This window comes from Frankia sp. CpI1-P (assembly GCF_001421075.1).
GTDB classification, from domain to species: Bacteria; Actinomycetota; Actinomycetes; order Frankiales; family Frankiaceae; genus Frankia; species Frankia torreyi.
In genome coordinates, this window is record NZ_LJJX01000015.1 from 67,671 (window position 1) to 90,146 (window position 22,476).

General features: G+C 74.0%; 18 protein-coding genes and 18 pseudogenes. 21 read left to right on the top strand and 15 right to left on the bottom strand.

Features of this window, described 5'->3' with window-relative positions:
• Positions 1–73: 73 nt before the first annotated feature.
• Positions 74–1,261, bottom strand: a complete 1,188-nt coding sequence (locus FF86_RS12475) for a PP2C family protein-serine/threonine phosphatase (protein ID WP_044884839.1) — start codon at positions 1,259–1,261, stop codon at positions 74–76.
• A 282-nt stretch (positions 1,262–1,543) separates the two neighbouring features.
• Between FF86_RS12475 and FF86_RS12480 the strand changes: the two genes are divergently transcribed.
• A partial coding sequence (locus FF86_RS12480) for an aldehyde dehydrogenase family protein (protein ID WP_242418645.1) occupies positions 1,544–2,669 on the top strand: 1,126 nt, incomplete at its 3' end.
• A 1-nt stretch (position 2,670) separates the two neighbouring features.
• A pseudogene (locus tag FF86_RS46985) lies at positions 2,671–2,923 on the top strand (aldehyde dehydrogenase family protein); the annotation flags it as partial.
• A gap of 79 nt (positions 2,924–3,002) precedes the next feature.
• On the opposite strand, the gene FF86_RS12485 reads toward FF86_RS46985, so the two are convergent.
• The gene (locus FF86_RS12485) at positions 3,003–3,335 is read right to left on the bottom strand and encodes a hypothetical protein (protein WP_044884838.1); all 333 of its coding nucleotides are present in this window, start codon (positions 3,333–3,335) and stop codon (positions 3,003–3,005) included.
• 436 nt (positions 3,336–3,771) lie between these two features.
• Between FF86_RS12485 and FF86_RS46990 the strand changes: the two genes are divergently transcribed.
• The 11 genes and pseudogenes from FF86_RS46990 to FF86_RS47010 form a co-directional block, all read left to right on the top strand.
• Positions 3,772–4,286: NAD(P)-dependent oxidoreductase (locus tag FF86_RS46990; RefSeq protein WP_255355771.1), on the top strand; the 515-nt coding region annotated here is incomplete at its 3' end.
• A 1-nt stretch (position 4,287) separates the two neighbouring features.
• Positions 4,288–4,641: pseudogene (locus FF86_RS46995) on the top strand (NAD(P)-dependent oxidoreductase); the annotation flags it as partial.
• A gap of 64 nt (positions 4,642–4,705) precedes the next feature.
• Positions 4,706–5,094 (top strand): aldo/keto reductase (locus FF86_RS65965; protein ID WP_396229846.1); only part of this gene is annotated, 389 nt, incomplete at its 3' end.
• A gap of 1 nt (position 5,095) precedes the next feature.
• Positions 5,096–5,377 (top strand): annotated as a pseudogene (locus FF86_RS65970) (aldo/keto reductase); the annotation flags it as partial.
• Between the two features lie 136 nt (positions 5,378–5,513).
• Positions 5,514–6,317 (top strand): MBL fold metallo-hydrolase, encoded by an 804-nt coding sequence (locus tag FF86_RS12500; protein ID WP_044884836.1) that lies wholly within the window; start codon positions 5,514–5,516, stop codon positions 6,315–6,317.
• 99 nt (positions 6,318–6,416) lie between these two features.
• The coding region (locus FF86_RS65975; protein ID WP_396229848.1) for a LysR family transcriptional regulator at positions 6,417–6,834 on the top strand (418 nt) is incomplete at its 3' end.
• An 8-nt stretch (positions 6,835–6,842) separates the two neighbouring features.
• On the top strand, positions 6,843–7,174 hold a 332-nt coding region (locus FF86_RS65980), incomplete at its 3' end, for a LysR family transcriptional regulator substrate-binding protein (protein ID WP_396229853.1).
• Between the two features lies 1 nt (position 7,175).
• Positions 7,176–7,382 (top strand): annotated as a pseudogene (locus FF86_RS65985) (hypothetical protein); the annotation flags it as partial.
• A 415-nt stretch (positions 7,383–7,797) separates the two neighbouring features.
• Positions 7,798–8,279 (top strand): LCP family protein (locus FF86_RS47000; protein WP_242418646.1); only part of this gene is annotated, 482 nt, incomplete at its 3' end.
• Position 8,280: 1 nt separating this feature from the next.
• Positions 8,281–8,552 (top strand): annotated as a pseudogene (locus tag FF86_RS47005) (LCP family protein); the annotation flags it as partial.
• A 178-nt stretch (positions 8,553–8,730) separates the two neighbouring features.
• Positions 8,731–9,306 (top strand): LytR C-terminal domain-containing protein, encoded by a 576-nt coding sequence (locus FF86_RS47010; RefSeq protein WP_313954325.1) that lies wholly within the window; start codon positions 8,731–8,733, stop codon positions 9,304–9,306.
• 240 nt (positions 9,307–9,546) lie between these two features.
• On the opposite strand, the gene FF86_RS12515 is transcribed toward FF86_RS47010, so the two are convergent.
• Positions 9,547–10,326 (bottom strand): hypothetical protein, encoded by a 780-nt coding sequence (locus FF86_RS12515; protein WP_044884833.1) that lies wholly within the window; start codon positions 10,324–10,326, stop codon positions 9,547–9,549.
• Positions 10,327–10,926: 600 nt separating this feature from the next.
• Here FF86_RS12515 and FF86_RS47015 point away from each other — a divergent pair.
• The 8 genes and pseudogenes from FF86_RS47015 to FF86_RS47040 all read left to right on the top strand — a co-directional run.
• The coding region (locus FF86_RS47015) for a CoA transferase (RefSeq protein ID WP_242418664.1) at positions 10,927–11,072 on the top strand (146 nt) is incomplete at its 3' end.
• Position 11,073: 1 nt separating this feature from the next.
• Positions 11,074–11,662, top strand: a pseudogene (locus FF86_RS47020) (CoA transferase); the annotation flags it as partial.
• A gap of 1 nt (position 11,663) precedes the next feature.
• Positions 11,664–13,446 (top strand): annotated as a pseudogene (locus FF86_RS12520) (CoA transferase); the annotation flags it as partial.
• A 70-nt stretch (positions 13,447–13,516) separates the two neighbouring features.
• Positions 13,517–14,191: pseudogene (locus FF86_RS47025) on the top strand (acetyl-CoA acetyltransferase); the annotation flags it as partial.
• 1 nt (position 14,192) lies between these two features.
• A pseudogene (locus FF86_RS47030) lies at positions 14,193–14,942 on the top strand (acetyl-CoA acetyltransferase); the annotation flags it as partial.
• A gap of 1 nt (position 14,943) precedes the next feature.
• A pseudogene (locus FF86_RS47035) lies at positions 14,944–15,128 on the top strand (enoyl-CoA hydratase); the annotation flags it as partial.
• A gap of 1 nt (position 15,129) precedes the next feature.
• Positions 15,130–15,200, top strand: a pseudogene (locus FF86_RS62235) (hypothetical protein); the annotation flags it as partial.
• A gap of 1 nt (position 15,201) precedes the next feature.
• Positions 15,202–15,880, top strand: a pseudogene (locus tag FF86_RS47040) (enoyl-CoA hydratase-related protein); the annotation flags it as partial.
• Positions 15,881–15,886: 6 nt separating this feature from the next.
• On the opposite strand, the gene FF86_RS12530 reads toward FF86_RS47040, so the two are convergent.
• The 12 genes and pseudogenes from FF86_RS12530 to FF86_RS12555 all read right to left on the bottom strand — a co-directional run bounded on the left by FF86_RS12530 (position 15,887) and on the right by FF86_RS12555 (position 22,440).
• Positions 15,887–16,735: an enoyl-CoA hydratase/isomerase family protein gene (locus tag FF86_RS12530; RefSeq protein ID WP_082121815.1), complete on the bottom strand. Its 849-nt coding sequence runs from the start codon at positions 16,733–16,735 to the stop codon at positions 15,887–15,889.
• A gap of 90 nt (positions 16,736–16,825) precedes the next feature.
• Complete coding sequence (locus FF86_RS12535) at positions 16,826–17,665, bottom strand: acyl-CoA thioesterase II (RefSeq protein WP_044884830.1); 840 nt, start codon at positions 17,663–17,665, stop codon at positions 16,826–16,828.
• 14 nt (positions 17,666–17,679) lie between these two features.
• Positions 17,680–17,936: CoA transferase (locus tag FF86_RS47045; protein ID WP_242418647.1), on the bottom strand; the 257-nt coding region annotated here is incomplete at its 5' end.
• A 1-nt stretch (position 17,937) separates the two neighbouring features.
• Positions 17,938–18,730: pseudogene (locus FF86_RS12540) on the bottom strand (CaiB/BaiF CoA transferase family protein); the annotation flags it as partial.
• A 1-nt stretch (position 18,731) separates the two neighbouring features.
• Positions 18,732–18,810 (bottom strand): annotated as a pseudogene (locus FF86_RS62240) (hypothetical protein); the annotation flags it as partial.
• A gap of 135 nt (positions 18,811–18,945) precedes the next feature.
• Positions 18,946–19,261: acyl-CoA dehydrogenase family protein (locus FF86_RS47050; RefSeq protein ID WP_255355772.1), on the bottom strand; the 316-nt coding region annotated here is incomplete at its 5' end.
• Positions 19,262–19,282: 21 nt separating this feature from the next.
• Positions 19,283–19,728, bottom strand: a pseudogene (locus FF86_RS47060) (acyl-CoA dehydrogenase); the annotation flags it as partial.
• A gap of 1 nt (position 19,729) precedes the next feature.
• Positions 19,730–20,112: pseudogene (locus tag FF86_RS47065) on the bottom strand (acyl-CoA dehydrogenase family protein); the annotation flags it as partial.
• A 1-nt stretch (position 20,113) separates the two neighbouring features.
• Positions 20,114–20,175: pseudogene (locus FF86_RS62245) on the bottom strand (hypothetical protein); the annotation flags it as partial.
• 148 nt (positions 20,176–20,323) lie between these two features.
• Positions 20,324–21,118 (bottom strand): phosphotransferase (locus FF86_RS12550; RefSeq protein WP_242418648.1); only part of this gene is annotated, 795 nt, incomplete at its 5' end.
• Between the two features lies 1 nt (position 21,119).
• Positions 21,120–21,460, bottom strand: a pseudogene (locus FF86_RS62250) (phosphotransferase); the annotation flags it as partial.
• Between the two features lie 71 nt (positions 21,461–21,531).
• Entirely contained in the window at positions 21,532–22,440 is a 909-nt protein-coding gene (locus FF86_RS12555) for an enoyl-CoA hydratase (RefSeq protein WP_063870381.1), read from the bottom strand.
• Positions 22,441–22,476 lie beyond the last annotated feature (36 nt).

Sequence of the window (22,476 nt, forward strand, 5' to 3'; positions counted from 1 at the left end):
CCCTCCCGTCGCCTCGCCTCAGCGCGCTCGCGTCGGCCCGCTGGTGGGCCTGTCCGCGCCGCGGCGGCGGGCGTCATCGGCCTCGTTCCGAGCAACCGGCGACAGGCCGGGAGCCTTCCCGTGATCCGGCCGGCGCCGGCCACGGGGAACCGGTGCCCGCCCGGGCGGGCTGGTCGGCGACGGGGGCCGTGGCCCGCGTGGGCGGGGCGAACTCGGCGGCCAGCAGGGCGACGTCGTCCCCCAGGGTCGCCTCGGTCCAGCGCCGCAGCGCCGCGACGAGATCGGCCAGTCCCGCGTCGAGCCGCCGGGCCGGGGCGAAGGCGGCCTGGGCGGCCGGCAGCATCGGGAAGAACTCCCGGGTTCGTGGGTGGCGGGCCTCGGCCAGGCCGTCGGTGTAGAACAGGAGCCGGTCGCCCGCGACGAGGCGGCTGCGTACGACGGTGGTGCCGGCCGCACCCAGGCCGAGCGGGGTACGCCGACCGGTCGCGTCGAGCAGGCGCGGCGCGCCCCGGCGCAGCAGCACCGGGTCGGGATGGCCCGCGTTGACCATCTCCAGCCGGGCGCCGTCGATCTGCGCGAACACGGCGGTGACGAAGTCCTCCGGCCCGCCCGAGCGGACCACCTCGGCGTCGAGGGCGGCCACGATCTCCTCCGGGTCGGCCAGGTGGCGGGCGAGAACCCGGAAGGTGGCCATCACCCGGCTGGCAAGCCGGACGGCGTCGAGCCCCTTGCCCCGGGCGTCGCCGACGAGGATCCGCACCCCCCACCGGGTCTGGGTCACCTCGTAGAGATCCCCGCCGACCCGGGCCTGCGCGGCGGCGCTGTCGTAGTTCACGGCCAGGCGCAGATCGCCCAGTCGGGCGGGGACGACGCCGAGGATGGCCCGCTGCGCCACGTCGGCCACCCGGGTGACGTCGCGCAGCTGCGCCTCGCGCAGCTGCCGGTCCCGGCTGGCGGCGACCGCGATGGCGCCGCCGACCGCGATCACCGCCAGCCGGATCAGCTGGGCAACGGGGCTCTCGTGGCCGACCCCGGTGTAGTAGCCGAGCGGGATGGCCTGCAGCGCGCCGAACAGCAGTGCCGCGCCGGCATAGGCGGCGGTCACCCGCGGCCCGGTCAGCGCCGCGGCGAGCAGCGGGCTGATCACCAGACTGGTGATGATCACATAGCGCCGGTCGCCGGTGAGGTCCATGACGACCACGGCGAGCAGGACGACCAGGGGGATGAGCGACCGCCCCCAGCTCGCCTCGGACGAGCCCACCGGCCGCCGCTCGGCGCCACGGCGGCTCGCTGACCTTCTGTCACGAATCACTACTACGAGTATGCGCGCCCCCGCCGCGGCGAGCCCGCCCGAACGGTGGCGAGGTTGCGCCGAGTGGCACGTCTACGGACGAAAATCCGCAATGGCCGTCGGCCCTCGGATGCGCAAGTCTGGCGGGACGGCAGCCGGCGTGGCGCCGGGCTGTGGGTGTCACCGCGCGTCGGGCCCGGCTACATCCGGCACCGAGCGACCAGCGGCTCGACGTCCCTGGAGGGCACCACCATGCAGACCGAGAAGACGCTCGACGCCACCGACGCCGCGAAGATCTTCGATGCGCAACGCCGGCACCGCTGGGTTACGAAGACGTCGACTGTCGAGGAGCGCACCGCGCATCTCACCCGACTGCGGACGGCGATCACCGATCATCTCGACGAGATCCGGGCCGCGCTGCACGCCGACCTGCTGCGCCCCCCGCGCCCGCGAATCCCGTCCGAGGTGGCGGCGGTGCTCGCCGACATCGACGACGCCGTCGCCCACCTCGCCGAGTGGACGGCGCCCACCCCGCTGACCCCGCCGCCGTACCTCGGCACCGGGGCCGCGGAGTTCGTGCAGTACGAGGCCCGCGGGATCTGCCTGCTGTTCGCGCCGTGGAACTTCCCGTTCGGCCTGCTGTTCCAGCCGCTGGTACCGATCATCGCCGCTGGGAACACCGCCATCGTCAAGCCGAACGAGCTCGCCCCGGCCACCTCCGCCATCAGCGCGCGGATCATCCGGGAGGTCTTCGACCCGGAGCACGTCGCCGTGTTCACCGGCGGGGTCGAGCTGGCGAACACGCTGCTGGAGCTGCCCGTCGACCACGTCTTCTTCACCGGCAGCCCCACGGTGGGGCGGGTGGTGATGGCCGGCGCGGCCCGCCATCTCGCCTCGGTCACCCTCGAACTCGGCGGGAAGTGTCCGGCGATCGTCGACGGGACCACCGACCTCGCGACGGCCGCGGCCCAGATCGCGCAGGCCAAGCACACCAACGCCGGGCAGATCTGTCTGTCGCCGGACCATCTGTGGGTGCGCCCGGAAGTCCGCGACGCATTCCTCCGCCATTACCAGACGTGGGTCGACCAGAACCTCTACCGCGAGGGGAGCCTCGTGCCCGAGGCTCTCGGGCGGATCGTCGACCGGCGCAACCTGGAGCGGCTGACCGGCTACCTCGACGACGCGGTCGCCCGGGGCGCGACGCTGGTCGGCGGCGGGGCGCCGGATCCCACCGGGACCGTCCTGCCGCCCTCGGTCCTGCTCGACGTGACCCCCGACATGAAGATCATGACCGAGGAGATCTTCGGGCCGATCCTGCCCGTGCTGACCTTCACCGACCCGGCGCAGGTCGTCGAGCATGTCCGCGCGGGTGGCAAGCNGCTGGCGATGTACGTCTACAGCGACGACCGGGGCCTGGTCGACGCGGTGCTCGCGGGCACGTCATCCGGCGGGGTCACCGTCAACGGCTGGGCACTGCACTTCGTCGACAGCCAGCTCCCCTTCGGCGGGATCGGCACCAGCGGGATGGGCAGCTACCACGGCGTACACGGATTCCGGGAGCTCTCCCACGCCCGATCGGTGTTCCTCGCGCCCGCCCCGCCCGCGCCGACGCCGGCCGGTACGGCGGCATGACCACCGTTCCGCCGCTCGCCGACCCTGTCGGCCCGGCCGGCCCCGCAGTCCCCACCGATCCCGCCGACCTGCGGCTCGATCACCAGCGCAGTGCGCCGAGGCGGTGCGCGGGCTGCTGACCGGCCCGGGTGCCGGCCCGGCTGCCGGCCCGGTCCTGCTGACCCGGGCCGAGCCCGACCAGGCTCGCGCGGCGCTCGCCGCCAACCCCGGCGGGACGGCCACCGGCACCGGGCCGCGGCACGTCCTGCTCGCCTGGCGGCCCGCACCGGCCCGGCCCGGCTTCGTGCCGGTGCTGACGGCCGGCACCGCGGACCTGCCGGTCGCCCGCGAGGTCGCCACCGGGCTCGGCGCCTACGGCTACGAGCCCCAGCTGGTCGGCGACGTCGGCGACGTCGGCGTGGCCGGGCTGCACCGGGTGCTCGCCGAGGCCGACCGCATCCGCGACGCCGACGTGCTGGTCGTCGTGGCCGGCATGGAGGGCGCGCTCGCCAGCGTCGCGGCCGGGCTGACGGCCGCGCCCGTCATCGCGGTCCCACGAGCACGGGGTACGGATCGGGGCTGGACGGTGTCATCGCCCTGCTCGCGATGCACGCCTCGTGCAGCCAAGGCTCAGGTGCGGGCGGCGTCGCGGGCCTGGGGGCTGGTGACGGCAGACAAGCCGGCCGCGGCCTGCCTGTCCAGCCGGATCGCCTACGGGCTGAGCACGCCCACAACCCGGACGCCGACGGCCGATGAACGTGTCATCAGGTGTCATCTTCGGCGTAAGGTGACACGTCGGGCGTCGCGCGATCCCGCCTTCGCGGCTGCACGCCCAGCAGACAGCCAACCCACAGCGGACAGGAGCGGCCGTGCGAGTTCTGGTCACCGGATCCCGAGGCAAGATCGGCTCCCGCGTCGTGGCGCGGCTGGGCGCCGACGGCCACCAGGTCGCCGGGACGGACATCGTCGCCGCCCACTACGGCCCGCCGTTCGACCCCTACCTGCGCGCCGACCTCACCGACTACGGGCAGGCCATCGCCGTTGTCCTGCGCACCCGTCCCGACGTCGTCATCCACACCGCGGGCATCCCCGAGCCCTCGCACGACCCCGGGCACGTCATCTTCGCGACCAACACCCAGTCGACGTACAACATCGCCGAGGCGATCGCCCGGACCGGCGTGCGCCGCCTGATCTACACCTCCAGCGAGACCGCCCCCGGCTTCGTCACCGCCGAGCGGCCGTTCCTACCCGACTACCTGCCCGTCGACGAGGACCACCCGCTGCGCCCCCAGGACGCCTACGGCCTGTCCAAGGCCCTCGGGGAGAACATCTGCGATGCGCTCGTCCGCCGCAGCGACGCCACCGCCGTCTCCGTGCGCCCCAGNCTCGTGCTGACCCCCGACGCCTACGAGTCCGTCCACGCCGGCGTGACCACCGATCCGCGCCGGGGTGCGTTCAACCAGTGGTCCTACGTCGACGCCGACGACCTCGCCGACCTGATCGCCCTCGCCGCGACCGCCGACACCGCCGGCCACGAGGTCGTCTACGCCGCCCAACCCGACAACATCGCCGGCCGCCCGCTCGCCGAGCTCGCCGCCGAGGTGTTCGGCCCGGACGCCCCACCGCTGCGGGAGCTGGACCGCCCCGACGCCGGCGGCATCTCCATCACGAAGGCCCGCGCCCTGTTCGGCTGGAAGCCCGGCCGCTCGTGGCGCGACCACGCGCACGACGGCGGCTGATCCCCCGACCCGACCCGTGATCCCCCGACCCGACCCGCGGACGCTCCGACGAAGGATGACGCCGATGAAGCACGTACGGCTAGGCCGGACCGGCCTGCACGTCTCCCGCCTGTGCCTGGGCACGATGACCTTCGGCCTGCAGTGCGACGAGGAACGCTCCCGGGCCATCCTCGTCGTCCGCGCGGGCAAGGTCCGCTACGTCGGTGTCTCGAACTACCTCGCCTACCAGCTCGCCCGCGCGATCGGCCGCAGCGAGACGCTCAACCTCGTCCGCTTCGACTCCGCCCAGCCCCGCCACAGCCTGCTGTTCCGCGAGGTCGAACGCGAGCTGTTCCCCCTGTGCCAGGAGGAGGGCGTCGGGGTCATCCCCTACAACCCGCTGGCCGGCGGACTGCTGTCCGGCAAGCACGACCGCACGAAGCCCCCGGCCGACGGCAGCCGGTTCACCCTCGGNACCGCCGCCGACCGCTACCAGCAGCGCTACTGGCAGGAGCGGATGTTCGACACCATCGACGAACTCGCCGCCGTCGCCGCGGACCTCGGCGTGACCCTGCCGACCCTGGCGGTCGCCTGGTCGCTGAGCCAGCCCGCGATCATCGCGCCGATCATCGGCGCCAGCCGCCCCGAGCAACTCGACGCCACCCTCGCCGCCGTGGACCTGCACCTCGACGACGCGACCCGGGAACGCCTCGACAAGATCACCATCGAATACCGCCGCGGTGACGCCGGGATCTGACCGCCGCGGGCGCCCCGTCCCCGATGGCCGTCCCCGGTCGGTGTCCCGGACCACCCCGATGGCAACCCGACGGCGACCCGTTCAGCGACCCCTTCGGCAATCCAATGGCTGACCCCTTCGGCAACAAGGAGTGACGATGAAGGTCGGTGACCTGAACGTTCAGCCCGTGTGGGACGGCGACGCCCGGGTGCGAGCCCGCGACGTACTCACCCCGCCTGGCGGCGACGAGGCCCACTGGGAGTGCAACGCCGAGCACTTCACCGCCGCCGGCGAGTTCGAGATGGCGCTCGGCGGCTTCCTGATCCGCACCGGCGACCAGGTCGTCCTCGTCGACGCCGGACTCGGCCCGCTCTCCGCCCGCGGCTTCCACGGCGGCCACCTCCTCGACAGCCTCACCGCGCTCGGCGTGCGGCCCGCCGACGTCACCGACGTGCTGCTCACCCACCTGCACGGTGACCACACCGGCTGGACCGCGCTCGAGGACCGGCCGGTCTTCCCGAACGCCACCTACCGCTGCCACGCCGCCGACTGGCACCACTTCGTCGACGGGCCGCAGCCCGACCGGCGCACCGCGGCGAAGCTGGCGCCGATCACCGGACAGGTCGAGCTGTTCGACACCGACCTCACCCTCGCCCCCGGCATCGACGCCCGCCACACCCCCGGCCACACCCCCGGCTCGACGATCTTCGTCGTCTCCAGCGGCCAGCACCGCGCCCTGCTGCTCGGCGACGTCGCCCACTCCCCCCTCGAACTCCTCGACGCCGGCTGGGAGACCGTCTACGACACCGACAGCCTCGCCGCCCAGGCCGCCCGCGCCCGCCTCATCGACGAGATCGAGTCCGACGGCACCCCCGTCGCCTCCCCGCACTTCGCCGGCCTGCGCTTCGGCCGCGTCCTCGCCGGCACCACCAGCCGCCGCTGGCTCTACCTCGACCACTGACGATCTTCGACTCCCGACGGCCTCGCCCCACCGACGCCGATCGCGGTGGGGCGGCCGGTTTTGACAGCGGGTCGCCGCTCATGGTCCCGTGAGACCGCTATGGAGATCGGACAGCTCAGAGCCTTCGTCACCGTCGCCGAGGAGGGCAACGTCGGCCGCGCGGCGACGCGGCTGCACCTGACTCCGTCGCCGGTCAGCCGCAGCATCCGCGCGCTGGAGCATGAACTGGGCGTGGAGCTGTTCGCCCGCGGCCATCACTCGCTGACGCTCACCGAGGCGGGCCGAGCCGCACTGCCTCGGATCGAGGCGGCGCTGCGCAGTCTGGAGGAGGCGCGCTTCGCCGCCCGCCAGGCCGCCGGCCACGTCGCGCCGCTGCGCCTGGGATCCACCCACTTCGCGCCGCCGCACGTCGTCGACCGCGTCGTCGACCGCGTCGTCGCGACCATCACCGCGTTCCCGACCGGCGCGCCGGGCCAGACCCCCACCTCGGACGTCCCGGACGCTCCGAGCGGCGGTCNGGCGGAGCTGGTCCACGGCCCGTCCAGCGAACTGCTGCCGACCCTGGCCCGTGGCGAGCTCGACCTCGCCCTGGTGCACCTGCCCGTCGACGATCCGTCACTGGATGTGCTGCCCCTGGTCACCTACCGGTTCCGCGTCGCGATGCGCGCCGACGATGAGCTGGCGGCCCGCACCTGCCTGTACCTGGCCGACCTGCGCGACCGGGAGATCCTGCTGACCCCCACCCGACTGCAGCCCATCGCCATGCGCCGGCTGCAGGACCGACTGGAGCAGGCGGGTCACGCGCACGTCGTCACCATGCGCGAGCAGGACCTGCTGCTGCTCGCGACCACCATCCGNCGATCCCGTCAGCTCACCCTGACCGGCTCGGCCAACTCCGGGCCCGCCGGACGGGTGTTCGCCGACCCGGCGTTCGCCCTGGTCCCACTGGCTCCCGGCGAGATCGACTTCCAGCTCGGCCTGGTCTGGTCGCGCGCCACGGCCGCCCGTGATCCACGGATCACCGCCGCCGTCGACCACCTGCGCGCCGCGTTCCCGTCCCGGTAGGACCGCCGCGCCGCACTGCGTCGGTCCGGAGTCCCTGCGGGCCGATCCGCCGGGTACGTCAAGCAGGCAGGCCGCCAACGCGTCGACAGACGTCACGGAACGCCGTCGTCATCGAGGTGATCGGCGGATGGATCCCGGCCTGACGCCACCCCCATCGCGCCACGTATACGGGGAATCTCGTCGACACCCCTCAAGGTAAGCCAATAACCCATACGTGTTACTTTCCGCACTACGTCGGACCCTGCCCGCAGGGCCCCTCGAGGAAAGGCGGGAAGTGACCGCACCGCACCTGCAGTACGACGCCGTGGACAGCGCGAGGGTCCTCCCGCCCCGGTTGGATCCGCGGGGGTCAGGACCCGGCCGGTCGGGACGTGGCGCGGGGCCCGGCGGGCCTCCCCCCCGGCGCCGACGCGGGTTGCTGGCCTTCCTCTCTCTCGTGTCCTGCTGCGTGCTGCTGGTCACGGTCGGCGGCTGGGCCGCCTACTCGTTCATCAACGGCAAGGTCAACCGCATCGATCTCGGCCTCTCCGACGGCGGCTCGAGCGGGGTGGGGGTGGCGAACTACCTGCTGGTCGGCACCGACAGCCGGGCCGGCACCGGTGGGGAGTACGGCGACGTCGAGGGGCAGCGCTCCGACACGACGATCCTCGCCCACCTGGACAAGGACGGGACCACGACGATGATCTCGTTCCCCCGGGACATGTACGTGACGATCCCCGAGTACACCGACACGAACGGCAAGCGCCACGCGTCGACGAAGGACAAGTTCAACGCGGCCATCTCCTCGGGCGGCCCGCCGCTGCTGGTCAGGACCATCGAGAGCCTCACGGGCATGCAGGTGGACCACTACATCTCGATGGACCTGCAGGGCTTCAAGAAGATCACCGATGCCATCGGNGGCGTCGAGGTCTGCATCAAACCGTCGAACGCGCCGCCCCAGCGCTTCCAGGACGACAACGGCCGGTGGCGGGTCAGCACGAACACCAACGACCCGATGAGCGGCTTCCGCGGAGGCCCGGGAACCATCCAGGTCAACGGGGACCAGGCGTTGGCCTTCGTCCGCCAGCGCCACGGCCTGCCCGCCGGCGACACCGACCGGATCAGCCGCCAGCAGCAGTTCATCGGCGCCATGTTCCACAAGATCATGAATGGCGACACGCTGTCGAATCCNATCAAGGCCGAACGGCTGGTGTCGACCGCGGCGGGCGCGCTCACCCTCGACGAGCACACGACCATCGCCGACCTGCGCGGCCTCGCGACCCGCATCAAGGGCCTCACCAACGGCGGGATCCGGATGCAGACCGTGCCCACCCACGCCCCGACCCGCGCCGAGGGCGCCGTCGACGACATGGGCGACATCCGCCTGCACGGCACCCGCGCGTCGGTGCAGTTCTACCAGCCCGACGACCTGCTGCGGATCGTCAGCCCACTCGGCGGCCGCGTCGAGGGCGCCAGCTCCTCGGGCGACGCGGGCGCGGGCGCGGGCCCCGCGCTCGCCCCGGGCGCCACCGCGGCCCCGTCGCAGGTGCGCGTCACCGTCTACAACGGCTCCTCCCGCTCCGGGCTTGCCTCCCAGGTCACCGGCGCGCTGACCAGCAAGGGCTTCCACGCGCGCAACGCCGGCAACGCCTCGGCGCTCACCCACGTGACGTCCCGGGTCATCTACGGACCGGGCCAGGATGCCGAGGCGCGCACCGTCGCCGCGGCTGTGCCGGGATCGAGCGTGCTGGCCGACTCCAGCGTGACCGGCGTCCAGCTCGTCCTCGGTTCCGGGTTCACCGAGGTCGTCACGCCGAGTGTCTCGTCGAGCGTCGGGACCTCCGGCGCCGCCCCAGCCCCGGCGGCCGGAACCGCGGCCGGCGGCGCGACGGCCGGCGTCCAAGGCCCGACCGCCCCGCCCGAGGCCCCCACCTGCACCTACTGACCAATCCCGCGCGGCCGGCGACATCGTCGCCGGGCCATTACCCCGGACATTCCTCGGGCAATGCGAAAACGGGCAATGGGAAAACTGCGACCGGATCCCATTGACGATTGGCCGAAAGTGCACCGGCGGCCACCCCGAAAAGGTAATGACGACCGCCTTACCGGCGGTTCTTCCGCGCCGGAAATCGCACGCCGAGTACGGGGCCGGCGGCGGGGGTGTCCGCGCGTCCGCTCGCCCGCGTCAGCGGCCGCCCACCGGGGTCGGGTGGGGCACCTCGGAGGGCGTGAACACCCGGCCGCGCTCGGCGGCGGCGACGAGGGTGAGCACGCCGTCGCGCCAGACGGGTCGCACGTGGTTGCGGGTGCGCAGGAGGTCCGACCGGCGGGGCTCCGCCTGCCCGGTGGGCACGACGACCCGGCCCACCGCGGTCTGCCCGAGCACGGTCTCCACCAGCACGGTGCCGCGCAGTCGGCCGACCCCCGGGTAGACGACGGCTCGCCCGCCCTGCCGGCCGGCGTGGTCCGCGACGGCCTGCGCGGCGCCGTCCGCGAGCTCGGGCGGCCCGATCCGCTCAGCCCCGCAGGCCAGCCCCACCGGCCCCGAGACCAGCGCACCGATGCCGAGGAACTCGACCATCGGCCCGGCCACCGCACCGGGCGCGCCGGCGCTGTCAAGCCCGCCGACCAGGTGTCCCGCGACCAGGTGTCCCCCGATCGGGTGCCCCCCGACCGGGTCTGCCCCGACCAGCGCGGCCGCGGCGGCGCGTCGGGCCGCCGCCAGCTCCACGATCGCGAGCTCACCGGCAAGGTGCGCCACGCGCCGCCAGCTGCCCGGCTCGCGCCACGTCGGCGGCAGCGCGAACGACAGGGCCACGTGTACACGGTGCGCGTCGACGAGGTGGGTGCAGGCGACGGTGTCCCCCGGCAGGTCCAGCAGCTCCACCAGCCGGTGGATCAGCAGGTCGGCGTCGTGCAGGGAGGCGCAGCCGGCGTCGACCCCGACGATGAGCGACCCGGTCATCGCGCGGGCGCCAGCACGGCCGGCGCCGCGGTGTCGGGCGGCGTCAGCCCACCGGCCGCGGCGGCCGGGCCCGGACGCCGACGCCCACCGCGACGATCCGCCCGGTGCTCGTGATCCCCCATGTCGATCCTTTCGATGACCGCCGCGCCGCACGTGAGCATCCGGCGCGCCGAGCAGAGGGTGGCAGCGCTGGATGAACGTCCGGCCAACAGGAGAGGGCCACACCGTTGTGACCACATCCTTTTTAGTCAGAAAACGGCAATGCGACTCGTTCCGTAGCCCATCTCGGCTATGACAAAGAGGCCGTTCCTAGTCACCTCACCTTTTGGTCAGTAGTTCCACGGATTCCGCCGGCCGATGGGGGACCACGATCGGGGGGGCGAGCCGGCGGCGCGCCACCGTGCGTCCGGTGGCACGCCCAGTCGGCACGCAACGCAATGGCGTCGACGCGACTACCGGGTGTTCGCTGGATCCGGCGCACACGATCGAGCGACGGCTCGGCCGGCAGGCGGGGATTCGTCCCCGCTCAGACCTCCTGCCAGCCGAGCGGCCAGGCAGCCGCGCGCGGTTCGCACCGCCGGCGCGGCGAAGGGAGACCCCATGACCGGTCGAACTGGGCCCCCCGGCGTGGACCTACCGCTGGCGGGGGTGCGGGTGCTGGACCTGGCGGACGGCCGCTGCGAGTCGACCGGCCGCTACCTGGCCGACCTCGGCGCCGAGGTGCTGCGAATCGAACCGCCGGGCGGNGCGGCGTCGCGACGGGTGGGGCCGTTCACCGAGGACGGGACGAGCCTGTCGTTCGCGGTCCACTCGATCAACAAGCGCGGCGTGGTGGTGGACCTGACCACGGCGGCGGGTCGGGAGCTCCTGGGCACGCTGGCGACGACCGCGGACATCCTGCTGCACACCGCCCGTCCGGACCGGCAGGCGGCGCTTGGCCTCGACCCCGAGGGCCTGCTGGCCGCCCACCCGGGCCTCGTCGTCGTCTCCATCACCGATTTCGGGCTGACGGGTCCGTACCGGGACTGGACGGGCAGCAGCGACGTGCACGTGGCGATCGGCGGCCTGCTGTCCCGCTCGGGTCTGCCCGGCCTGCCGCCGCTGCTGCCGCCGGCGTTCCTGGCCGACGAGTGCGCCGCCGCGCAGGCCGCCTGGGCCGCGCTGGTCGCGTACGCCAGCCGGCTGGACACGGGGCGCGGCGACGTCGTCGACTTCTCGGTGCTCACCGCGGTCGCCCAGGTCCTCGACCCGGGCTACGGCATCTCGGGCAGCGCCCGCGCGGGGGCGACGGTGCGCGACCTCCCGCGGGGGCGACCCGACGCCCGCCACCTGTACCNGATCTTCCCGGCGGCCGACGGCTGGGTGCGGATCTGCCTGCTCGCGGCGCGGCAGTGGCAGGGGATGTTCCGCTGGCTCGGCGAGCCGGCCCAGTTCGCCGATCCGAAATATGACAACATCGGCGTCCGCTTCGCCGCCGCCGGCGAGCTTTATCCGCTGATCGGGAAGCTGTTCGTCGAGCGCACCATGGAGACGATCGTGGCCGAGTCGATCGGGTTCGGCGTGCCCGCCGCCGCCCTGCTCGACGCCGCCGCGACGGTGGCCGGCGAGCACGTCCGCGCGCGGGGGACCTTCGTGCCCGTCGAGGTCGCCCCGGGCGTGACGGTGCCCGTCGCCGACGGCCTGGTGGAGATCGACGGCGTCCGGGCCGGCCGGCGGTACGGCCCGCCGCCGCTCGGCGAGTGCGACCCCACGGTCCTCGCCACCGCCGCGACCACGGCGGCCGCCCCGGGCCCGGGCGCCGGCGTCCCAGGGCTCCCTACCGCGCTCTCGGGGCCGGACACCGGGCGAGCGGACGTCCCAGCCGGTGCGGCGGCGGCACCACGCCATCCGTTCGCCGGGCTGCGGGTGCTCGACCTCGGGGTGATCGTCGTCGGGGCGGAACTGGGTCGGCTGTTCGCCGATCACGGCGCCGAGGTCATCAAGGTCGAGAACAGGGCGTTCCCGGACGGCTCGCGGCAGAACCGCAGCGGCGGGGAGATCAGCGAGAGCTTCGCCTGGGGCCATCGCAACAAGTCGAGCCTCGGGCTGAACCTGCGCGACCCGCGTGGCCAGGCGATCTTCCTGCGGCTGGCCGCGTCCGCCGACGTCGTGCTGTCGAACTTCAAGCCCGGCACGATGGAGTCGCTCGGACTCGGCTACGACGAGCTCGCCCGGGTGAACCCGGGGATCATCGTCGCTGACAGCAGCGCGTTCGGCTCGACCGGGCCGTGGAGCCGCCGCCTCGGCTACGGGCCGCTGGTGCGGGCCACCGCCGGTCTCAGCAAGCTGTGGCGCTACCCGGACCTCCCGGACGGGTTCTGCGACGCGATCACGATCTACCCCGATCATGTCGCCGCCAGGGTGAGCGCGGTGGCGGTGCTGGCGCTGCTGCTGCGCCGGCGGCGCACCGGCCGCGGCGGCACGATGAGTGCCGCCCAGATCGAGACGATCTTCTACCAGATGGGGGTCGGTCTCGCCGAGGAGTACCTGCGCCCGGGGTCGGTCCGCGCGGAGGGCAACGACCGGCGCGGCGACGCCCCACGCGGGCTGTTCGCCTGCGCCGGGGACGACGAGTGGTGCGTCGTCGACGTGAACGCCGGCGGCGACGGCGACGGGACGTTCGGCCGGCTCGCCGACGTCGTGGGCGAGCCGCGGTGGCGGGACGACCCCCGGTTCGCCACCGCGGCCGGCCGCGACGCCCACCGGGCGGAGATCAACGCCGTGGTGGGCCGCTGGACCGCGGCCCGCACCCCGGCGCAGGCCGCCCGCCGGCTGCAGGAACACGGCGTGCCCGCCGGGCAGATGCTGCGGGTGCACGAGCTGCCGGCCGATCCGCAGCTCGCCGCCCGGCGCCTCCTCGTCGAGCAGGACCAGCCCCAGCTTCCGCCGCCGCTGCTGACGCTGGGCGGTGCGGCCCACTACCGGGACGTCGCCGACCCGCTCGTCGGCCCGGCGCCGCTGGTCGCCGAGCACACCCGCGAGCTGGCCGAACGCCTGCTCGGGCTGTCCCCCGCGGAGGTGGACGAGCTGGTCGCCGCGGGCGTCCTCGAAGCGCCGCGAACCGCTCCACCCGTGCCTTGACGCGGGATCGGCCCGCGCCCGTCCGCGCAGGCAGAGTGACCAGCCACGTTCGGCACAACCAGGAGAAGCGATGAGCGCCCTCGACGGTCTTGATCCCGCGACCCCGGTGCTGGTCGGGGTCGGCCAGCACGCCGAGCAGCCCGGCCAGCCCGGCTACGCGCGGCTGTCCGCGGTGGAGCTGGCGGCGGCGGCGGCCCGGCGGGCGCTCGAGGATGCCGGCATCGATCCGGCCGCGATCGACACGATCGCCGGGGTCCGCCAGTTCGAGATCTCCGGCCCGCGGGCGAAGGCCCCGCTGGGCCGGTCGGACAACTACCCGCGCTCGGTCGCCGCCCGCCTCGGCGCCGACCCGGCGCACGCCGTGCTGGAGGTCGTCGGCGGCCAGTCGCCCCAGCACCTCGTCAACGAGTTCGCCGCCGCGATCGCGACCGGCACCGGACCCGACGTCGTGCTCCTGGTCGGCTCGGAGGCGATCTCCACCACGCGGGCACTCGCCGACGCCCCCGACCGGCCCGACTTCACCGAGCACGTCGGCGGCCAGCTCGACGACCGCGGCTACGGGCTGGCCGGGCTGTCGTCGCGCTACCACGCCGCCCACGGCCTGCTCGGCGCGCCCAGCCAGTACGCGCTGTTCGAGAACGCGCGGCGCGCCCGACTGAAGCTGTCCCGCGCCGACTACGCCCTCGCCATGGGCGCGCTGTTCGCCCCGTTCACGACGGTCGCCGCCGCCAACCCCTACGCCGCCNCCCCCGTCGAACGCGACGCCACCGAACTCGCCACCGTCACCGAACGCAACCGGATAATCGCCGATCCCTACCCACGGTTCGTCGTCGCCCGTGACCAGGTCAACCAGGGCGCCGCCGTCCTGCTCACCTCCGCCGGCACCGCCCGCCGCCTCGGCGTCCCACCCGAAAAACGGATCTTCCTCGCCGGCCACGCCGACCTGCGCGAACGTGACCTGCTCGCCCGCGCCGACCTGTCGGCCAGTCCCGCCGCGGTGCTGGCCGTCCGCCACGCCCTCGACGTCGCCGGCCGCGCCCTCGACGAGATCAGCACCTTCGACCTGTACAGCTGCTTCCCCATCGCCGTGTTCAACATCCTCGACGGCCTCGGCCTCTCCCCCGACGACCCCCGCGGGTTCACCCTCACCGGCGGCCTGCCGTTCTTCGGTGGCGCCGGCAACAACTACTCGATGCACGCCATCGCCGAGACCGTCACCCGCCTGCGCGCCACCGGCGGCCACGGCCTCGTCGGCGCCAACGGCGGCTCGCTGTCGAAGTACTCCGTCGGCGTCTACACCACCACCCCCACGCCCTGGCGGCCCGACGGCAGCGCCACCCTGCAGGCGGAGGTCAACTCCTGGGAGCCCGTCGAGGTGGCGACCCGCGCCGACGGCCCGGCGACGATCGAGACGTTCACCATCACCCACGGCCGCGACGGACGGCGCACCGGCATCCTCGTCGGCCGCCTCGACCACGACCACCGGCGCTTCCTCGNCACCACCGTGCGCGGCGACACCGACCTGCTCGATCTGCTGGCCGGCGAGTCCCCGTTCGGGGAACGGATCTTCGTGCGCGCCACCGCGGACGGCAACCGGGCCGCCGTCAGCCGCGCCGCCCTGACCGCCCTGCTACCCACCCGCAGCCCTGGTTTCCGCGACAGCTACGAGCACATCCTCGTCCNCCGAGACGGCCACCTGCTCGAGGTCACCATCAACCGGCCGCAGGCCCGCAACGCGCTGCATCCGCCGGCGANCACCGAGCTGGCCGAGGTCTTCGACGCCTACTTCGCCGACCCCGACCTGTGGGTCGCGATCATCACCGGTGCCGGGGACAAGGCGTTCAGCGCCGGCAACGACCTGGTCTGGACAGCCAGCGGCAAACGCGGCTCGGTGCCGCTGACCGGCTTCGCCGGGCTCACCAGCCGCCGGGACATGACCAAACCCGTCATCGCCGCCGTCAACGGCTACGCCCTCGGCGGCGGCTGCGAGATCGCCCTCGCCTGCCACCTCGTCGTCGCCGACACCACCGCCCGGTTCGCCCTGAGCGAGGTCCGTGTCGGCCTCGTCGCCGGCGCCGGCGGCCTGGTCCGCCTCCCCCGCGCCCTGCCGCCGAAGCTCGCCACCGAGATGATCCTCACCGGCCGCCGCCTCGACGCCGCCGAAGCCCACGCCCACGGCCTTGTCAACCGGATCGTGCCCGCCGGCACCGCCCTCGACGGCGCCCGCGCGCTCGCCGCCGAGATCCTCGCCGGTTCACCCACCTCGGTACGCGTCTCCCTGCAGATCATGAACGAGACCGCCGGGATCACCGACCCCCACGACGCCGTCGCCCACGACTCCCCCGCCATGGACGATCTTCTTCTCAGCGAGGACATGCTCGAAGGCCTCACGGCCTTCGCCGAGAAGCGCACCCCCCACTGGCGCAACCGCTGACCGCACTCAGCCGTTGGTGTAGGTCGGCGGGCGCTTCTCGCGGAACGCCGAGATCTGCTCGGTGTGGTCGCGGGTGAAGGCGGTCATGACCTGGGTGCGGTTCTCCAGGTCGATGCCGGCCTGCAGGCTGCCGACCTCGAGCTGGCTCCAGGCCACCTCCTTGGTCATCCACACGCCCATCGGGCTGTTCGCCGTGATCTGGGCGGCGATCTCCAGGGCGGCGTCGAGGGTCTCGCCGTCGGGGACGACCCGGCTGACCAGGCCGAGCCGCTCCGCCTCGGCGGCGTCGACGAGCCGGCCGGTGAGCAGCAGCTCGTGTGACCGCCCGGCGCCGATCAGCCGGGGCAGCAGCCAGCTCACCCCGATGTCGCAGCCGGACAGGCCGATGCGGACGAACGCGGCGTTGAACCGGGCGGAGGTGGCGGCGACCCGGATGTCCGCGGCCAGCGCCAGGCCGAATCCGCCGCCGGCCGCCGGCCCGTTCACCGCGGCGATCACCGGCTGTGCGAGGTTGCGCAGCCGGGGGACGAGAGCGGCGATGGCCTGTTGGGTGTGCAGGCGGGCCTGCGGGGAGGCGTCGGCCTCGCCCGCCCGCCTGCCCGGCATGCTGAACAGGTCCAGGCCGGCGCAGAACCCCCGCCCGGCGCCCGTGAGGACCACGACCCGGCAGTCCTCGTCGGCAGCCACGTCGTCGAGGGCATGGTGCAGGTCGCGGATCAGCTCCCCGGACAGTGCGTTGAGCCGCTGCGGCCGGTTCATCGTCAGCACGCGCACACCCGGCGCGGGCTCGGTCACCAGCACCGTGCGGCCCTCGGCCTCGGTGTCACGCAGATACAGATCGCCGTTGAGGTACACGGGCCCGCCCTTCGCTCGGATCGGCCGTCTCGGATCGCCAGCGCCGGCGCCGCGCCTTCGGGCACCGTGGGCGGCGCCGGCCCGGTCGGGTCAGCCCGTCGTCGGGGGCATCGGCCTCGGCCGGCTGGACTCGCGGTGGACGCGGAAGAGCGCCTCCTGGCTCAGGCTCGCGCCGAGGACCCCGTCGGCGGTGTGGATCGTGCCGGAGTACAGCCCGCGTCCCCCCGCCGCCGAGTTCGGGACCAGGTCGAGCAGCACCCAGTCGTCCATCCGGATCGGCCGGTGGAACCAGACGGCGTGGTCGAGGCTCGCGCCCGAGAGGGCCGCGCCGCCGGGGAACGCCGCGAGGCCGGTGAAGGTGTCCGACAGGTACGTCAGGACGCAGGCGTGCAGCAGCCGGTCGTCGGGCAGCGCGACGGTGCTGCGCGCCCACACCCGGGTGGGCCACCCGGAGTCCTCGTAGGGCTGCTTCGGCAGCCGGCCCTCGATCGAGAACAGCCGACCAAAGCGCAGCTGTTCGGCCGTGTCCGGGGCGCCGGCGTCGGGCATCGGGTCGACCTGATGGTCGGCGCCGTCCTCCGGGACCTGGAACGACACCGACATGTTGAAGATGACCTTGCCGCCCTGGACGGCGACGACCCGGCGGGCGGAGAACGACCGGCCGTCCCGGTCCCGCTCCACCCGGAAGATCGTCGGCCGAGAGGCGTCCCCACTGCGCAGGTAGTAGCCGTGCAGGGAGTGCGGGACGCGCCCGGCGGGCACCGTGCGTCCGGCGGCGAGCAGCGCCTGGGCGGCGACCTGCCCGCCGTAGAGGGAGTAGGGGTCCTGGAACACCGTCAGGGCCCGGTAGAGGTCCTGGTCCAGCTCCTCCAGCTCCAGCAGATCGAGAATCGAGGTCGTCGGCTCGGCCGGCGGCGGCACGCTGTTCACATTCGTCTCCTGCGTCAGCCGGCGGTGGCCAGGCCCCAGGCCTGTCTCACCTGAGCGAGGGTGGAACTGCCCACGGCCGGCCCCATCTCGGCGACCCGCCCCGGGGTGCGGGAGAAGCGCGGCGCCGGGGCCGGGGCCACCTCGTCGCCCAGGTCGACGAACACCCCCCGGGCGGCCAGGTGCGGGTGCGCACGAGCCTCCGACCAGCTCAGCACGGGCGCCGCGCAGGCGTCGGTGCCGTCGAACACCTGCTCCCACTCCGCCCGGGTGCNGCTGGCGAACACGGCGGCGAACGCCGCGCGCATCTGCGGCCAGCGGCTGGCGTCGTCCTGGAAGTCCGCCCACTCCGGCAGGCCCAGCAGCTCCACGAGCTTGGCGTAGAACTGCGCCTCGATGGCGCCGACGGAGAACCAGCCGCCGTCGGCGGTCTCGTAGACGTCGTACCAGGGCCGGCCAGTGTCCAGCATGTTCGTGCCCCGCGGCTCGCCCCACTCCTTGCGGGAGATCATCGACCACATCATCGCCGACAGCGACGCCACCCCGTCGACGATGGCACAGTCGACGACCTGCCCCCGGCCGGAGTCGCGGGCCTCGTGCAGCGCGGCGAGGATGCCGACGACGAGGTACAGCGCGCCGCCGCCGAAGTCGCCGACCAGGTTCAGCGGCACCTGCGGCGGCCCGCCCGCCCGGCCGATGGCGCCCAGCGCCCCGGTGATCGCGACGTAGTTGATGTCGTGGCCGGCGGAGCGCGACCAGGGACCCTCCTGGCCCCAGCCGGTCATCCGGCCGTAGACCAGCGCGGGGTTGCGGGCGAGCAGCGCCTCGGGGCCGAGGCCGAGCCGCTCGGTGACCCCCGGCCGGTAGCCCTCGATGAACACGTGCGCGGCGTCGAGCAGTTCCAGCAGCCCGGCGTGGTCGTCGGGGTTCTTCAGGTCGAGCGCGATGGACGGCCGACCGCGGGTCAGCCAGTCGGGCTGCGTGCCCACGGTGGCCGGCTTGTCCACCCGGATGACGTCCGCGCCGAGCTCGGTGAGCAGCGTGGCCGCGAACGGCGCCGGGCCGATGNCGGCCAGCTCGATGACCCGCACGCCGTGCAACGGGCCGTACGCAGCCGCGGGAGTGGGGGTCGAGGTGTCGGGCATCATCGCTCCTTCGGGTGGATCGCACCGACGAGGTGGATCGCGGCTTGCGGGTTGATCACGGCTTCGGGATGGATCATGACTTCGGGTGAAACGGGTCCTCCGCTCGGATCATGCCGTCCCCGCCCGCATGATGCCTGCTCAGCCGGCGGTGGGGACGCCGGAGGCGGCCGGCGCCGGGACGGCCGGAGCAGGTGTCCGAGCCCGCAGGAGACGCCGGGCGATGGCGTGCTTGTGCACCTCGGTCGGGCCGTCGTACAGGCGGAACGCCCGAATGTCCCGGAAGATCATCTCGACGACGGTCTCGTCGGTCACGCCGATGCCGCCGAGGACCTGCACGCAGCGGTCGGCGACGCGGAACAGCTCCTCGGACACGTAGCACTTGACCTTCGACGCCTCATGCCGGCCCTGCTCCCCCTGGTCGAGCAGCCAGCAGGCGCGCCAGATCGCCAGCCGGNAGTTGTCCAGCGCGATCTCNTTGTCCGCGAGCTGGAAGCCGACGCCCTGGTGCTCCCCGATCGGCCGGCCGAACGCCGTGCGGGTGCGGGCGTGCTCGACGGCGATGCTGTGCGCCCGGTCCGCCGCGCCCAGCCAGCGCATGCAGTGCGTCAACCGGGCCGGGGTGAGCCGGAGCTGGGCGTAGCGGAAGGCGTCGCCGGGCGTGCCGAGCACCGCCGAGGCGGGCAGCCGCAGGTCACGGAAGTTCACCACGCCATGTCCCTCGACGTAGTTGCGGTCCATGGTGTTCATGACCCGCTCCACCTCGATGCCGGGTGTGTCCCCCCGGGTGAGGAACAGCGTCGGGCCGCCCAGCCCGTCGGCGCCGGGGGCCAGCCGAGCCATGATGATCCAGGTCTGCGCGCCGTTCGCCCCGGTGATCAGCCACTTGCGCCCGTTGAGCACGTAGTCGTCGCCATCGCGGACNGCCTCGGTGAGCAACTGGTTCGGGTCGGAGCCGGCGCCGCCGGGCTCGGTCATCGCGAACACCGAGCGCGCCCCGCCCTCGATGACCGGCCGCAGGAACTCCTCCTGCTGTTCCGGGTCGGCGATCTTCGCCAGCAGCCCCATGTTCGCCTCGTCCGGGGCGGCGCAGTTCATCGCCACCGGCCCGAGCGTCGACCAGCCGGCCGCCTCGTAGACCACCGCCTGCTCGACGTGGGTGAGCTCCCGGCCGCCGAACCTCCTTGGTGCCTGGATGGTCAGCAGGCCGGCCTTGCGCGCCAGCCCCACGAGGTCCTGGCGCAGCTCGTCGGTGGGGCCGTGCGCGGTCAGCCGCGGATCGCGCTCGAACGGCACGATCTCGTTGTCNACGAACGACCGCACCCGCTCGCGGAGATCCACCAGTTCCTGCGGCAGACTGAAATCGATCATGATTCTTCCCTGCGGTCTCGTCGGAATGTTCCTGGTGCGCCAGGACGGCCGGGGCCAGGCGCGGCGGGGCAGGCCCCGGGCGGCTCAGGTGCAAGGCAGGTCAGGTGCAAGGCGGCTCAGGTGCAAGGCAGGTCAGGTGCAAGGCGGCTCAGGTGCGGGTGGCGGTGAGGTCCGCAGTCCAGCCGAGCACGGCGTCGGCGATCCGCGCGAACCCGGCGTAGCGCGGGCCGGCCACCGGATCGTCGGCGAAGCGCCGGTGGAGCTGCATCCAGGCGATCGCCAGCCGCAGCCGGGCCAGCGCCAGGTGGAAGCCGAGGTCGGCCGGCGGTCGGCCCGCCGCGGCGAAGTAGGCCGCGGCGACCTGCTCGCGCCGCGGGAAGCCGGGTTCGAGCGAGGGCACCTGGCGCAGCTCGTGCAGGGCCGGTGGGTCATCCGGCTCGATCCAGTAGGACAGCAGCACCGCCAGGTCGAACAGGGGGTCGCCGCGGGTCGCCATGTCCCAGTCGAGGACGGCGACCGGGGCGAGGGTCACCGGGTCGACGAGCATGTTGTCGAACTTGAGGTCGCAGTGGATCAGCCGCACCTCGCCCGCCGGCACGTCGGCGACGGCGTCGCGCAGCCAGCCGATCACCGCCGTGGCGGCGGCCGGCAGGCCCTCGGGGTACACCGCGGCCGCCCGCCGCGCCCAGCCCTCCACCTGCCGGCCGAGGAACCCCCCGGGCCGACCGAGCTCCCCAAGCCCGACCGACGCCGGGTCCAGGGCATGCAGGGCGGCCATCGCCGCCAGCAGGGTCGCGGTCAGCCGCCCGGGGACCGAGCCGGCGCCGGGCGGGCCGAGCCCATCGGGCCGCACAGGCGACGCGGGCCGCACAGGCGACGCGGGCGGTCGGGACGACGCGGGCGGCATGGACGGCTCGGACGGCATGGACGGCATGGACGGCATNGGCGGCATGGGCGGCTCGGCCGCGGCGAGCGCGGGCGGCACGGTGGCGCCGACGGTGACGCCGTCGCGGTACTCCAGCAACTGGAACTGGGCGCCGAGGACGCCGGTGTCGGTGCAGAAGTGCACCCCGCGCGGGGCGAGCGGGTAGCCCGCGCCGAGCTGGCGCAGCACCCGCCACTCGCGCGCCATGTCGTTGGCGCCCTCCGCCGACGGCCCGGGCGGCGGGCAGCGCAGCACGGTTGGGCTGCCGTCCACGGACACCAGGTAGTTGAGGTTCGCCAGGCCGCCGGCGAACTGCCGGGGGGCGACGTCGGTGTCCAGGTGCAGCCCGTGGCGGGCCAGCTCGGCGGCGACCCGGTCCCAGGGCTGGGCGACGGTGGCCTCGGGTGGGCGGAACCGCGGGTCGGCGTCGGTCACCCCGCGTCTCCCGAGCCGAACGCGGCGGGGGTGGCGGACGCGGCGGGGGTGGCGGAGGTGGCGGAGGTGGCGGAGGTGCCGTCCGCGGCGGGGGTGGCGGCGAGCTGGCCCCGGTTCCCGGCGACGATGCCGGCGCGGCGACCGGCGACGCCGCCGGCGTCGAAGCCGCGGTCCAGCCACGCGGCGGCGGCGCGCGACTCGGCGGCCAGCGCGTCGGCGGTGCCCAGCGCCGCGATGGCCCGCGCGGAGGCGAGGAACGCCACCCGGGTCGCCGGGTCCGACGCACGGATGCGCTGGCCGAGGCGGTGGGCGGCGGGCAGCAGGTCGTCGTGCGGGACGACCTCACTGACCAGACCCGCGTCCCGGGCGGCCACCGGGTCGAGGAATTCTCCGGACAGGCTCATCCGCAGCGCCCGACGCTCGCCGACCGCCCGCGCAAGAAGGACACTCATTCCCCAGCTCGGCAGGACGCCGACCCGGGTATGGGTGTCGGCGAACGCCGCCTTCTCCGAGGCGATGAGGATGTCGCAGTGCAGCGCCAGCTCGAAGCCGCCGGTGATCGCCGGGCCGTTGATCGCGCCGATCAGCGGCTTGCCGGTCGGCTCCCAGGGCAGACCGGGCGGCAGGCCGCCGTCGCCCGGGCGGGTCAGGGCCATGCGCAGGTTCTCGCCGCTGCCAGCGACCTCGCCGAGGTCGAGGCCGGCGCAGAACGCCGGATCGGCGCCGGTGAGGACGATGACGTCGACCGCGTCGTCGGCGTCCGCCGCGGCGAGCGCCGCCCGCAGGGCGCGGATCAGCCGGGCGGTCAGGGCGTTGCGCGCCTTCGGCCGGTGCAGGGTGAGGACGGCGGCCCCGTCCACCCGCTCGACCAGGAGATCATCGGTACCGGGATCGGCGTCGACCATGACGGCTCCTCGTTCGGAAGGGTTCGGATGTCGGGC